Origin of the sequence: Paraburkholderia piptadeniae, from assembly GCF_900007165.1 — a bacterium.
GTDB lineage: Bacteria > Pseudomonadota > Gammaproteobacteria > Burkholderiales > Burkholderiaceae > Paraburkholderia > Paraburkholderia piptadeniae.
Genome location: NZ_CYGY02000068.1, coordinates 48630 through 61666 on the forward strand (window position 1 = coordinate 48630; position 13037 = coordinate 61666).

14 protein-coding genes are annotated in these 13037 nt (G+C 59.0%); 2 read left to right on the top strand and 12 right to left on the bottom strand.

From position 1 onward, the window contains the following. Positions 1 to 130: 130 nt before the first annotated feature. Together BN2476_RS32810 and BN2476_RS32815 are read right to left on the bottom strand one after the other, a co-directional pair. On the bottom strand, positions 131 to 1411 hold the full coding sequence (locus BN2476_RS32810; protein WP_087738355.1) for a hypothetical protein: 1281 nt from the start codon (positions 1409 to 1411) through the stop codon (positions 131 to 133). Then, complete coding sequence (locus BN2476_RS32815) at positions 1395 to 1736, bottom strand: hypothetical protein (RefSeq protein ID WP_087738356.1); 342 nt, start codon at positions 1734 to 1736, stop codon at positions 1395 to 1397. The genes BN2476_RS32810 and BN2476_RS32815 overlap by 17 nt, the downstream gene beginning before the upstream one ends. A 153-nt stretch (positions 1737 to 1889) precedes the next feature. Between BN2476_RS32815 and BN2476_RS32820 the strand changes: the two genes are divergently transcribed. Next, on the top strand, positions 1890 to 2237 hold the full coding sequence (locus tag BN2476_RS32820; protein ID WP_087738357.1) for a hypothetical protein: 348 nt from the start codon (positions 1890 to 1892) through the stop codon (positions 2235 to 2237). Between the two features lie 614 nt (positions 2238 to 2851). Then, on the top strand, positions 2852 to 3109 hold the full coding sequence (locus BN2476_RS32825; protein WP_087738358.1) for a DUF4148 domain-containing protein: 258 nt from the start codon (positions 2852 to 2854) through the stop codon (positions 3107 to 3109). A 152-nt stretch (positions 3110 to 3261) separates the two neighbouring features. Here the strand turns inward: BN2476_RS32825 and BN2476_RS32830 are convergent, their stop codons facing one another. From BN2476_RS32830 to BN2476_RS32875, 10 genes are all read right to left on the bottom strand, one after another. Further along, positions 3262 to 3939 (bottom strand): RraA family protein, encoded by a 678-nt coding sequence (locus BN2476_RS32830; RefSeq protein ID WP_087738359.1) that lies wholly within the window; start codon positions 3937 to 3939, stop codon positions 3262 to 3264. 180 nt (positions 3940 to 4119) lie between these two features. Beyond that, complete coding sequence (locus tag BN2476_RS32835; RefSeq protein ID WP_235851065.1) at positions 4120 to 5262, bottom strand: porin; 1143 nt, start codon at positions 5260 to 5262, stop codon at positions 4120 to 4122. A 102-nt stretch (positions 5263 to 5364) separates the two neighbouring features. Then, a complete protein-coding gene (locus BN2476_RS32840; protein WP_087738361.1) occupies positions 5365 to 6609 on the bottom strand; it encodes an NAD(P)/FAD-dependent oxidoreductase in 1245 nt (414 codons plus the stop codon). Between the two features lie 54 nt (positions 6610 to 6663). Then, a complete protein-coding gene (locus tag BN2476_RS32845; protein ID WP_087738362.1) occupies positions 6664 to 7725 on the bottom strand; it encodes an ABC transporter substrate-binding protein in 1062 nt (353 codons plus the stop codon). Between the two features lie 96 nt (positions 7726 to 7821). Continuing rightward, the gene (locus BN2476_RS32850; RefSeq protein ID WP_235851066.1) at positions 7822 to 8787 is read right to left on the bottom strand and encodes a 2-hydroxyacid dehydrogenase; all 966 of its coding nucleotides are present in this window, start codon (positions 8785 to 8787) and stop codon (positions 7822 to 7824) included. Next, positions 8775 to 9116, bottom strand: coding sequence for a non-heme iron oxygenase ferredoxin subunit (locus BN2476_RS32855; RefSeq protein WP_087738364.1), 342 nt, complete (start codon positions 9114 to 9116; stop codon positions 8775 to 8777). Before BN2476_RS32855 ends, BN2476_RS32850 begins: the two co-directional genes overlap by 13 nt. Before the next feature lie 71 nt (positions 9117 to 9187). Continuing rightward, positions 9188 to 10609: an MFS transporter gene (locus BN2476_RS32860; RefSeq protein WP_087738365.1), complete on the bottom strand. Its 1422-nt coding sequence runs from the start codon at positions 10607 to 10609 to the stop codon at positions 9188 to 9190. 33 nt (positions 10610 to 10642) lie between these two features. Beyond that, entirely contained in the window at positions 10643 to 11326 is a 684-nt protein-coding gene (locus tag BN2476_RS32865) for a fumarylacetoacetate hydrolase family protein (protein ID WP_087738366.1), read from the bottom strand. Between the two features lie 36 nt (positions 11327 to 11362). After that, positions 11363 to 12199 (bottom strand): ABC transporter ATP-binding protein, encoded by an 837-nt coding sequence (locus BN2476_RS32870; RefSeq protein ID WP_087738367.1) that lies wholly within the window; start codon positions 12197 to 12199, stop codon positions 11363 to 11365. Then, a complete protein-coding gene (locus BN2476_RS32875) occupies positions 12196 to 13023 on the bottom strand; it encodes an ABC transporter permease (RefSeq protein WP_087738368.1) in 828 nt (275 codons plus the stop codon). Before BN2476_RS32875 ends, BN2476_RS32870 begins: the two co-directional genes overlap by 4 nt. Between the last annotated feature and the right edge of the window lie 14 nt (positions 13024 to 13037).

Sequence of the window (13037 nt, forward strand, 5' to 3'; positions counted from 1 at the left end):
AGTTTGCATGTATTACGATGTATTGATACATACATCAGCAAAGCGCCCGGAACCCATTGCTTGCAAGGTCGTCAGCCACCAGCCGCTCAAAAATGTATCGTTAGCGTGTAAGACCCGCGGGCTTTTTCGTTTAAGGCCGCGGCCAACCAAGGAATTGCAACACCTCGCCACGTGCAGCCTCAATGCCACCTGCGGCCACCACCTCATCCGAGGCGCGTGCTGTCCAGCCTGCCCAGCGTTGGTCAAACGCAAAATCAGACAGGCACTCGAAGGTCTCGGACAGTAAGGTCGCGGCCTGATGATCCAGGCGGTCAAAATCCCTTTGCAGTTCATCCGCCCGGTTTGAAAAGGTACATCGCCCCCCCACGTTCTTTACCGCGTTACGGTAGATGCTTCTCGATATCCCTTCACGCGCGGCCGCAGCCCCGGAAAAACCGACGCCGTACCAGCCTTTACGGGAGATTATGGTATCTGCGGTGAACGCTATCTTGTGGAACAGAAAAAGAGCCGTGTGGTAGTTCACGATTACCCAGTAGCCGCGCCGGAAGAGCGCGTTATCGTTGTGCCGCGCAACCCGCGGCGCGACGTATCTACGAGCGTAGTGAGAGGACGCATTTACGTCACAATAGCTCTCTTCAATCGATTCATTAGAAGTACCATCTCCAAGGAGCCGCCTGCATATCTCTTCGATAATTTCCGTGCCCCCAAACCGGCGCTCTTGTTCGGTAAATCGAGCGACACTTTCAGGGCCGCAGCGCCGCGCGAGGTCGACCAGTTGACCAACCAGCGGCTTCAACTGTTCGGCCGCCACGTCATGTTGAAGCACGCCCAGATTGAAAGCGAGATGCGTGAACTCGTGCGATAGCGTCAGATGCTGCATACTGTCTTCGAAAAACCGTATGCAATCCTTATAAAGCCTCCGCAACTGGGCATCCGGGAATGGCGGTGGCGTCGTCAGAACTGCAGTCGCCGTCAGGCCTTTTGAAACTAACATTTTCTTGAGCGAAAGCGCCAGGCCTACTTCGCTCTCACCACGGAAACACAACTGTTCCATCAGGAACAAAGTCACGAGGTTTTCAAGATCAACGAACCCGTTCCAGCGAAACGGTCTATGTTTGGTCTCGTCAAGCAGGAAGCGCGGCAGGTTCAACCGGCAGAATGCAGTGACAAATTCCAGCCAGCGCGCGTCCCAGACAATGGCATGGCGGCCGCGCCATTCGCAAATCTCCATCCGGGCCACCGGCGAAGCGATCGACAGGAAACCGGCACCGCCGCTACGGAAGACCTCGTAGCCTTCCTTCAATACAGCCTGATCGAACGCGACGGATCCACCGACTGTATAAATATCGCGTTTGATGTGTAGCAGTTTCGCGTAGTTTTCATCGTGCTCAAGCTCAATCCGGTTCGTCATTGTGGAATTCCGTTATCCGGCTTTCCAGTACCTTATGCAGGTCCTCGCCCGACATTCCCCGAATTTCGAGTTTGATCGTCTTTGCACCTTTCTTGAGGACGACCCGGCGAAGGGCGTCTTTCTTTCCCCAGGCCACCAGTACCGCAGCCAATGAGCTGATGATTGCTGGCAAGTTATGAAACACATCGTATACGACGGCTGTTACGACCGGATCACCTAATAGGGCTGTCGATTTCACCACATCCAGATCTTCGCTGGGAACGTCGCTGAATTCATGAACAACGTCAGCCTGGTCAACACCCGCCACATCAATGATCAAATCCATGGGATTCTCCGATTGCGTACGTCGCCGTAGTACACGCACACACCCCCAGCTTCAGCGCAATGCCGAAAGCCGGCACCGAGCTCAGACGTGCAATGCAATCAATGATAGGTCAGCGAGCCGCATTTTCCATGTCTGCCGCCCGGATGGCCGTTCGTGCAGGACGATGCGGCTCAGTCGAAACGGTTAGACGATATCTTGAGCGCGGAGTGGAATGGGCGCATCAACGAAATCCAGATCGCCAAGCGAGCGATGGAGTTCGCCGTCAGCCTGAAGCTGACTACGACAGTTCACGCCGGACTGAGCCACGCATTCGCCGATGTGCGTGAAGTGGCGTTCAGGTCCCGTGTCAACGATGAGAACGGGCATTTGCTGCAGGACTTGCTTGGTTTCCCATCGGACAGCAGTAGCCGTTTGCGAAAGGCTCTGATCGAATGCCTGGAAGTTCGCGCTTTTCGTCGGCTGCGCTGCCCGCTGTGCGCGTTTTCAATCGAGACTTCGTAGATCAGGTTGTATCTCCCGAAATCCGGCATCCCGTCCCAACTGAAATCCCGAAAGACCCTGTAGCCCTGGAGTTTTTGAATTCTTGAAATAGTCACGTTGGCCCCTCTCACCCAGCAATTTGCAGCCCCTGCCTCTTCACTACCGCCGATCCGCTGCGGATCGTCATTATCGGCGATTGCCTGCGGCATCGTACAGCGTCGCCTCCACGGCTCCGCCTGACCCGCACGCTCGAGTCGACAGAGAGGTGAGCCTTTCCGGGAGCCGGCGACTGCCTGCGTCCGACAGGATACGATTAGCGGCTGAAAGCGTCGCGAAATTCGCGGCCGCCGTCGACAATGCAAAGCGCAAAGTCGTACGCCTTAACCCGGCCGTGCAACCGGAACTCGCGCGCCAGGCTGGGAGTATGCGCCGCGTGCTTTCGCGCGCATCTGGCAACGGGAAAACGCGCCTGCTGCGAGGACGGTGAGTCTCGGGACCGCCCTGTCGTCACGCACTCGTCCAGTGGCGTCGCCTCTCGTTAACTTCGGTAAACGGACTGACCTTTTTCCGTCATCGTCATGATAAGGGTAACCCCTTATACTGAAATCGATCGAACTCGTTGAACAGGTCTGCAAATGAGGCACTTTACGTTCGCCGTGATAATCACCGCCCTCTCTTCTCCCGCATTTTCACAGGTCCAATCCGATCGGCCGCTCACCCATGCGGAGGTACTCGATCAGATCATCACGCTTGAGAAAGCCGGATACCAGCCGCAAGACAAGACGGACTATCCGAGCGACCTCCAGCGCGCGAAGTCGATCGTTGCGCACCAGGACCATTCCGCTGGCGAAAATGTCAGGGATACGGAAGGCCCGACGCAAGCCCGCAAGTGAACGGATCCGACACGCGACGACATGTACCGCCGCGTGCGACGCGCGGGTGCGTATTACCTGTGCACCGACGGGATAACGAACTTTCTGTGCGCCTGGAAATGTGGCGCGATGTCCGCGCCATCCGGCGGCAGCTTCGGTCCGTCAGAAAACGTTCACCCTTTGAGTGCACGTTCGAACTGCTGCCTCACCCACGCGCGATCGAGACGACCGCCCTCGGCGAGCGTGCGCAGTGACGCGGCCTCCCTCGCGGCCTGTATCCGGGCACCTTCGATGACCGCTTCAACGTCCTGGGGCGAAATGGTCAGCACACCATCTGCGTCTCCCACGACAATGTCTCCGGGATGCACGACCGCTCCACCGACCGTGACCGGAACGTTGATTTCGCCAGGCCCGTTTTTATAGGGGCCGCGATGCGTGACGCCTCGCGCGAACACGGGAAAGTCGCGCTCGCGGATCTCGCCGACGTCACGGATTGCGCCATCGATCACAAGCCCTTGCACGCCAAGACTTGCCGCATAGCTTGACATGACGTCACCCATCAGCGCCTGGGTGATGTCACCGCCGCCATCAATCACGAGCACGTCGCCAGGCCGGCAGAAATCGTCCAGCGCACGGTGAATTGCGAGGTTGTCGCCCGCGCGGGTGCGCACGGTAACGGCGGTGCCGGCCATCATCCCGGGCTGGTGGTGGTACGGATGCAAGCCCACGATGCCGCTGAAGCGTGCCATGTTGTCGCTCAACAGCGCGACCGCGAGCTGACGCAACGCCTCGAGCGTCGCAACACTGGCCTGGGTTGCAGATTCGAATTCTCTCCATCCGATTGGACTCATGTCGTCGCTCCTTCGAAAGCGAAGCATTTCAGGTTGCAGGACAGGCCTCATGGACCGCGATGTGCTCATTTGCTGGTGTACGCATCAGGGCCGACGCCGCCGCCGGGCCGGTCAGTCCCATCGATATAACGCCAGCTGGCGATGCAGGGAACCTTCGTTCGCTGCATCGCCCCCTGAAAATCAGAACTTGTGCAACATCGCAATGCGCGCGTCGAGCTGGTTGTTCGAAGTCGACGGCGCAAAGTGACCGCCGATAACAGGATTGACTCCGCTCGATGCCCGCAGATAGTCGAAACCGCCGTAAACAAAGGTGGTTTTGGAGAGGTTGTAGGTCAGGCCGGCCGCAAACTGGTTCCAGTGCTGGTGCTCAAACGTCGTGTACTGGTAACCGACCACGCCTTGCAATGCAGGTGTCAGGTTGTAGATTGTCCCCACCTCACCGGTACGCAGGTTCGACGACACACCATTGTGCTTGAGCGTTGTCTGCGTCACGTTGGCCATGATTCTCGCCTTACCCAGCTCATAGACGCCGCCGAGCACGAGCGCGCCCGAGTAGTCGAGACGAAAGTTGCCGCTCGAGTACGGGTCGGTGACAACGCCCGTTACGGGGTTGACCGTCGCCACCGGCACGCCAAGGAAATTCTTTACGCCAAGTTTCGCGTAGGGATCCGTGGTCGGACCGTTAAGGCGCGTATACGCGAGACCGATCGTCAGCGGTTTGTTCGAGTAGCGAATACCGGCACTCCATCCACTGCCATCATAGAAGTTACCCGTCACGTTGCTGAACGAGTACATGCCGCCGAACGTGATGCCATAAAAGGTCGGGCTGACGTACTTGACGGCGTTGGGCAACCGGTCTGTGCCCATCCGGTCGTAATCACCCTGATGGGAGCCATAACCGGTGACATCACCGCTCACGTTGTACATCGCGACGAAGTCGTTGATGAAGTCGTACTGCAATCCCATCGTCACAGCACCCAGACGACTGTCACTCAGACCGACGTATGCGCGCCGGCTGAAAGCCGCGCCACCGCCCAGCGCCTTGCCCGTACCGAGGGTAAATCCGCTTTCGAGGTTGAAGACAGCTTTCAGCCCGCCGCCCAGATCCTCCGACCCGATCATGCCCCAACGATTGCCCGTGTAGACGCCATCGGCAAACGAATACTGATGCTGGCCACCCGTATTGTTGACATAGCTTATGCCCGCGTCCAGAAGGCCATACAGTGTCACCGAACTTTGTGCCCGCGCAGACGTATAGGTGAGTACACTTGCTGCGATAATTAGTTGTACTGATGTACTTGCATAAATTAATCTTTTTTCCACCGTCTCCTCCATCTTCTTTGAATCAATATTTAAAACGGGCAGTCAAGCGATAGTCATCGCTTCGCCCGGTGGGGACCGTCTTTTTTTAAGCTACACACTGCATCAACTGCTCGCCAGAGCAGCGATTTCCTGCAACTTCCGCCGGGGATCCCGAAGCGCCTCTAGGTCGACCTTTTCGCGTCTTGCGATCATCTGGCGCAGAAAGCGCATATCACGTCCGTTGTTGATCGCGATTGCTCCGACGGGCACGTCGTCGGCGACGAAAACATGCACGTAACCCGGCGAATAGGGGTTACCGCGGGCGACCACGCTGTCCCACTGAATCGGGGAACCCGCGAGTTGTATGTTGAGATCGTATTGGTCCGTCCAGAACCAGGGGACTTCAGAGTAGGGTTCCGTGCCCCCCATCATTGCGCGGGCAACGGCGACGGGCTGGTTCTGTGCGTTTTGCCAGCTTTCGAGGCGCACGTGCCGACCTAGAAAGGGACTAAAGTGCCGGCTCACATCGCCCACGGCGAATATCCGGTCATCGCTGCTGCGCCCCCACTGGTCCACGACGATTCCATCGTCCACAGCAAGGTTCGCTCTTGCGGCCAGCTCGGTGTTTGGCACAGCGCCCACGCCGATTACGGCGATGTCTGCGGTCGTGGTGACACCGTCATCGGTATAGAGTCGAACACCCGATGCGTCACTGTCGATCGAACTGACCATCACGCCGGTCCGTACCTCGACCCCTTCGTTCCGGTGGAGGTCCGCAAAAAAATAACCTATGTCGCTCGACACCATTCTTGCGAGAGGGTGCAGGGCCGCTTCGATCACAATCACTTCCATGCCGTGCCGGCGCGCGGTGGCGGCAATTTCCAGGCCGATGAACCCCGCGCCCACTACCGCGAGACGGCCGCCGGCTACCAGTCTGCTTCTGACCGCGAGCGCATCATCGATCCCGCGCAACGTGAAAATATTCGGACCATCAACACCCGGCACGTTGAGACGACGGGCACGCGCCCCGGTCGCCATGACCATCAGGTCATAGGGCAGCGCGTCGCCGTTCGCCAGATGGACCATCTGCTGCTGGCGGTCAAGCTCGACCGCGACGCTCCCCGTGCGCAATGCGATGGATGAACTGGCGTACCATTCGCGCGGGTGAAGATAGGTAGACTCAACGGTGCTCTCTCCGCCCAGCATTTCTTTGGACAGCGGCGGCCGTTCGTACGGCGGGTGACTCTCACCCCCGACGAGGGAAAGCGGGCCGACGTGCCCAGCCTCGCGCAGTGCTTCGGCCATCTTGCCGCCAGCATGACCGGCGCCGACGATGACGATGCGTGCGTCGTTAGTCCGCTCTTTCATGATTGAAGATCTCCCGTTCCTGGCCGCTATGAGCGAAATAGAATTTCAGACTGACTAGTTTGCCGCGACGTTGGGTTTGCTCGCGGGATGGTATGGACCCAGCTTCTTGGCGGCTTCGTTGGCAAATGAATCGTCGACGACGTCCTCGACCTTGATGTCGCCATGCACGAGGCCCTGTTGCTTGAAAAATGCGAGGTCGTTGCGCAGCGCCGTCATATGTACGTGCCCATCGGGATCGGCGGCGTTGGGCGTGATGGCCCGATAGACGGCCGGATCCTTGATCTTGGTGTATCGCGTCAGGATAGAAATTACGTCGTCGGCCGTGGGGCCCGCCAGCTTGCCGTTCGATAACGCGTCGTTGTAGTAGCGAAGCGCTCGAACATAGGCGTTCATGAGTTTCTGTGCCTGCTCGCGATGGTCGTTGATGAAATTCTGGGAGTACAGCACCACGGCAGTCTGCTGCCCGGGATAGATCGCCTTGTCGCTCGCCCGCACAGCGACACCCTTCTGTACTGCGAGCGTCACGGTCGGCTCGTTCGTGATGCTCGCGTCGATCTTCTGATTCTGGAGCGCAACGAAATGCTCGGGGAAGCCCAGATAGATCAGATTGACGTCACTGATCTTCAGCCCGCCTTTTTTCAGTGCCTCATTGAGCGCGGACTCGGAGCCCGATCCTTTTGCGGCCACCGCTATGCGCATGCCCTTCAGGTCGGCGAACGACTTGTAGCGCCCGCTGTCCACCAGGTCTTTTCTCACCAGCAACGTGGAATAGTCATATCCCTCGGCAATGGACCCTTTGTCGGCGACGATCTTCATATTGATGTCGCGCAGGCTGGCGTTGTAAAGACCGGCGGACACCGTCCCGCCGCCAACCTGCAGCTGGCCGCTGGCGAGTGGCGCGATCATCCCGGCTGCAGATCCAAACGGAATCAGATTGACCTTGAGACCTTCGGCCGCAAAGTATCCCTTGGCATCGGCGATGAAGAACCCTGCGTCCGAACTTGTATTGGCGATACCGATACTGATAACGGGAAGATCGTCAGCACGCGCGTTGGCGCCGAACATCAGCAAGGTGGTGAGAGCAACCAGAAAGTAACGCCATAGTTTTGTGTACATTTTGAGACTCCTGTTATGGGGACTTCGTGTCACACAATCAAAGTTCTGCGCATCGGACCGATCTACCAGGCGTTTGTACGGTGCGCCTTCATACATTCAGATCACGGGAGTAAGCACCGGTCTTCCGGCAAACCATGCGCGCAGATTGTTCACTACAAGTTCTCCCATCGCGGCGCGTGTCTCCAGGGTTGCGCTGGCGATGTGCGGGAGGAGCACAACGTTTTCGAGTGCGCACAGTTCTTCCGGTATGTGCGGCTCGTTCGCATAGACGTCGAGCCCGGCAGCGCCGAGCGTGCCGTTGACCAGCGCAGCAACCAGTGCCGGCTCGTCGACGATGGATCCCCGGCCAACGTTTATCAGCGCCCCGTTCGGCCCCAGGTCAGCAAGCACAGCCCCATCGATCATCCGGTCGGTTTGGGGTCCACCAGGCGCTGTGATAACCAGATAGTCAACGTCACGCGCCAGCGCACGCAGATTGTCGTAGTACCGGTAGCCGACATCCGGTTTGCGTCGCGGTCCGTAATAGCTGACCCGCATATCGAATGCCGCGGCGCGACGTGCGAACGCGAGACCGATGCGCCCGAGCCCGACCACGCCGACGTGTGAGCCACTGACGCTGCGCACCGGAGGCAAGACGCGACGGGACCATTCCCCGGTACGCACGAAACGATCAGCGACGACTATCTGGCGCGCGACAGACAACACTAATGCCATAGCCAGGTCTGCCACTGCCTCGGTCAGCACGTCAGGCGTATGCGTGACCTGTATGCCGCGTTTACGTGCTGCCTCGAGATCGATGTGATCCACACCGACCGTCATGGTCGCGATGATCTTCACGTTGGGTAGCGCCGCCATCAGTGCCGCATCCACGGGACCATTTGCAAAAGTCACTAACGCCTGCGCCTCGTCAGCCCAGCGCACAAGTGCGGCGTCTCGATCGGTCTCTTCCCACAGTCGATGTACCGTGAATTCCGTCTCCAGCACATCCATGGCTGTCGGGAAGATCGGCACCACCAGCACCACGGCCGGCCTGCCAGTTTCGGGCTGCGTCAGTTTTCGCACAGCCGCTCCTCGCACGGATCGACGGTCACCATTCCGTCGATGATGCGCACGGGCCAGGTGCGGACGGGCTCCGTGCATGGCGCCGAGACTGCGCACCCGGTACGGATGTCAAAGCGCCCCTGGTGAAACGGGCACTCAATTTCACAACCCTCGACGTAGCCTTCTGACAGTGACCCGGGGCCATGCGAACAGCGGTCATCAATAACGAAGTACTCCCCGCTGACCTTGAAGATCGCATAGACGTTTGAACCGGCTTCGCGACGGACCGGTTCGTCCTCGGTCACGTCGGCTGCGGCACATAGCGCCAGTCGATCGGTTTGCGTCACCATCGTAGATCCCCTCACGTTATTGCCTGCGCCTCATTCGGGCGCCGGCAGTATCAAACTCAAACTGACTCTGGTTATTCCGGCCTGGCTGCCAGACCATGTCCGCTCAACGCCGCTCCCGCATCGCCCGCGAGACGTCGGAAAGGCATCGTTCCCAGCAGAACAACCAGCGCGGCCGCACCGAGTGCAACGCGAATCTCGAACTGGCCAGCCGCATGCGCGCCTCCTGCGGTTGAAAACAGGCGCAGCAACAAGGCACTGAAGGCGACACCTGCCCCACTGGCAAGTGGCTGCACCATGCTCGCGAAACTGGTTGCGGCGCTCGCCAGAGGCGGAGGCACGTCTGCGTACACAACCGTATTGAGAGAGGCAAATTGCAGCGAGCGCACGACTCCTCCCACTAGCAACACGGCCGCCATCACGACCCAGGGCGTCGATGCCTCAAGCAATACGCACAGGAAAATCGAAATCGCACTCAGGCATCCGTTGACAAGAAGAACATGACGGAATCCAAACCGGCGCAGGATCGGTGGTGACATTGCCTTCATCAGGAAGGCACCCATTGCAGAAAAGAACATCAGGATGCCCGCATTGAAAGCGTTCATGCCGAAGCCGATCTGCAGCAGCAACGGCAGCAGGAAGCCCATCGCCGCCGCCGACATCCGGAACGAGGCCCCGCCGGCGATCGCCGTCGCGAAGGTTGAAACGCGCAACAGTGAAAGTTCAAGCAGCGGCTCACCGCACCGGCGCAAATGACGGACTGCGAGCACTCCCGATACCAGCGCAATCGAGAAGATCGTCATACACGTGAGTGTCGAGCCACCAACTGTTACCTTGTCCAGGCCGAGCACCAGACAACCCAGCGCGATGGCAACCAGCAACGCACCCCACCAGTCGAAGCTGCGCCGACTGTCACTGCGCACGTTGTCGATGAGGATGCTCACAAGCACCACGCCGATAAGGCCGACCGGAATGTTCACGTAAAAGATCCAGCGCCACGACAGGTAGTTCGCGAGAAATCCTCCGACGGGCGGACCCAGGACCTGTCCGATGACCCCCGGGACGGTCACGATTGACATCGCCCGCACGAACTCCTTCTTGTCGACGCTGCGCAGGACAATCAGACGTCCTACGGGTACCATCATCGCGCCCCCGATGCCCTGGAGCACACGCGCTGCGACGAACGCGTCGAGACGCGTTGCCGTCGCACACCATGCCGACGCCAGCATGAATACAACGATCGCCAGACGGAAGACGGAGCGGTTGCCATAGCGATCGGCTGCCCAGCCACTCATGGGAATGCACACTGCAACTGCAAGCATGTATGCGGTAATGCCAACACTCGCATTCACGGCGGATGCATGAAGTGATACCGCCATCGCTGGCAACGCCGTGGTAATGACGGTGCCGTCGAAGTTTTCCATGAAATACGCGCACGCCACGACGAGCGGCACAATCATGCGCGTCTTGGGTGAGGTAGGCATTGACCGAATCATGGTGGCTGGGAACCGGATCGCTAGGTAAGTCGCTTACTCGATGTTGATGCGCAGTTCGGGTAGACCGTCAACGTGCCCGACCAGCTCATCGCCCTTCACTACTGCGCCAACGCCGTCCGGCGTACCCGTGAAGATCAGGTCGCCTGCGGCCAGTTCGACATAGGCCGACAGGAAAGAAATCGTCTCGGCGATGTCCCAGATTAGGTCCGAGAGATCGCCCTTCTGACGCACGTTGCCATTGACCTTCAGCCAGATCGCACCGCTGTCGAAATGGCCGGATTTCTCAGCGGGAACGATCGCGGAGATGGGCGCGGATTCATCGAACCCTTTGGAGAGATCCCACGGCCGGCCCATCTTTTTGGCCTCACTCTGCAAATCGCGGCGTGTCATATCCAGCCCGACGGCGTAGCCGAACACGCAGTCGAGCGCCCGCTCGACCGGAATGTCGGTACCGCCCGACTTCAGTGCCACGACGAGTTCGATCTCGTGGTGGTACTCCGCCGTCTTCGACGGATATTTGACAGCCGTACCTGAAGGCACAACCGCATCGCCCGGCTTCATGAAGAAGAAGGGCGGCTCGCGGGTCGGATCGTGTCCCATTTCGCGCGCGTGAGCTGCATAGTTACGTCCCACGCAATAAATGCGACGTACGGGAAACGGATCGCCGCCCTGTACTTCTACGGTCGCGACCTCCGGAACTGCAATTGCATAGCTCATGTGTTACCTCCTTGATAGTTTCTTGACCTGCTGACGTTAACCCCGGCCCTGCCGCCGCAGCCCCGGATGCGCGACTTCCTCGCGCAGGTGACCCCAGATGCGATAGACGATCTCACCGAAATCCGGGTTGTGACGCAGCTCGAGTACGTTGCGGGGGCGTGCCAGCGGAACATCAATCACCGTCTTGATGCGGCCTGGTTGCGCCGTCATCAATATGATCAGATCGCCGAGCGTCACTGCCTCGTCCACACTGTGCGTGATGAACAGTACCGTCTTGCGATGCTGCTCCCAGATCCGCAGCAGTTCTTCCTGCAGGATGGTCTTGTTCTGCTCATCGAGCGCCGAGAACGGCTCGTCCATCAGCAGGACCTCGGCGTCATTGGCGAACGCACGCGCGATCGAGACACGCTGCCGCATGCCACCCGACAGCTCGTGCGGGTAATGGTGTGCAAAGCGGGTGAGCCCCGTGCAGTCAAGAAAATGGCCGACCACTTCCTTGATCTGTGCCTGCGGCGCACCGCGCATGCGCAGTCCATACGATGCGTTGTCCCATACGGTCATCCATGGGAAGACCGAGTCACCCTGAAACACGACGGAATTCAAAGGAAGATTCGACGTGCGAACGATCTCTGCATTACCACTGGTCGGCTGGTCCAGACCGGCCAGAATGCGAAGCAGCGTGGTCTTTCCGCATCCACTAGGGCCAACCACACAGCAGAACGTCCCGTCAGCGATTTCAGCGGTGATTCCATCCAGCACGGTCAATGCCCCGTGCTGTTTGGTCAGGCGATCCACGCGGATTTTCGCTGGCGCAGGCTGGACGTTGGCGCCCCCAGCCAATTGGGTAGTGGGGATTTCATTGGCGTTTATCATTTCGTGCTCTTCCAGGGAATGATGCGACGTTCCAGTTCATCGAAAACGATCGTGATCAGGAAGCCAATCAGCGCAATGACGAACAGGCCCACATACATCTGCTCGACGTCGAAGGTCTCCCACGCGCTCCAGATCATGTAGCCGAGTCCCTTTTTCGCGCCCATCATTTCCGCGATCGCGATCAGGATGAGCGAGAGGCCTGCGCCCAGTTTTGCGCCCGTCATGATGAAGGGCAGCGCACCCGGTAACGCGATCGTGCGGAAAGTGTTCCATCGTCCGGCACCGAAGTTCTTGCCGACGTCGAAATAGATGCTGTTGATCTCCCGTACGCCAGCCGTGGTGTTGATGGCAATCGGATAGAACGCGCCGATTGCGACCATGACGATTTTTGAAGGCTCACCAAGACCGAAGATCAACAGGATCAGCGGAAGGATGGCGCTTTTGGGAATCGGATAGGTAGCCGCGATCAGCGGTTCGATCGCCAGCCTGATCGGCCGGTACACGCCCATCAGGATGCCCAGCGCAAGACCAGGCAATCCGCCCGCCACGAAGCCCAGAAGCAGCCGATGCAGCGTAGCCCACGTGTTGTTCTCGAGCTCGCCCGACTTCATCATGGTCAGCATCGAACGGCCAATGCTGCTGGGTGCCGGAAAGAATCTGGCATCGACCAATCCTGCTCGCGCCGCAATCTCCCAGAGAATCAACAGGACAACCGGCGACGCGATGCCAAGCAGGCGCTCGCGCCAAAGGTGTGCCCCGCTTCCCGGCCGTCGCACTGTCCGCCGCAGTTTGATTCCAGCCGTCGTTTCGTCGATAACGCTCATTCCGTCTCCTCCAT

Coding starts and splice junctions, on each gene's coding strand:
- BN2476_RS32810 (WP_087738355.1), bottom strand. CDS start 1,411: ATGACGAACCGGATTGAGCTTGAGCACGATGAAAACTACGCGAAACTG.
- BN2476_RS32815 (WP_087738356.1), bottom strand. CDS start 1,736: ATGGATTTGATCATTGATGTGGCGGGTGTTGACCAGGCTGACGTTGTT.
- BN2476_RS32825 (WP_087738358.1), top strand. CDS start 2,852: ATGAGGCACTTTACGTTCGCCGTGATAATCACCGCCCTCTCTTCTCCC.
- BN2476_RS32830 (WP_087738359.1), bottom strand. CDS start 3,939: ATGAGTCCAATCGGATGGAGAGAATTCGAATCTGCAACCCAGGCCAGT.
- BN2476_RS32840 (WP_087738361.1), bottom strand. CDS start 6,609: ATGAAAGAGCGGACTAACGACGCACGCATCGTCATCGTCGGCGCCGGT.
- BN2476_RS32845 (WP_087738362.1), bottom strand. CDS start 7,725: ATGTACACAAAACTATGGCGTTACTTTCTGGTTGCTCTCACCACCTTG.
- BN2476_RS32855 (WP_087738364.1), bottom strand. CDS start 9,116: ATGGTGACGCAAACCGATCGACTGGCGCTATGTGCCGCAGCCGACGTG.
- BN2476_RS32860 (WP_087738365.1), bottom strand. CDS start 10,609: ATGATTCGGTCAATGCCTACCTCACCCAAGACGCGCATGATTGTGCCG.
- BN2476_RS32865 (WP_087738366.1), bottom strand. CDS start 11,326: ATGAGCTATGCAATTGCAGTTCCGGAGGTCGCGACCGTAGAAGTACAG.
- BN2476_RS32870 (WP_087738367.1), bottom strand. CDS start 12,199: ATGATAAACGCCAATGAAATCCCCACTACCCAATTGGCTGGGGGCGCC.
- BN2476_RS32875 (WP_087738368.1), bottom strand. CDS start 13,023: ATGAGCGTTATCGACGAAACGACGGCTGGAATCAAACTGCGGCGGACA.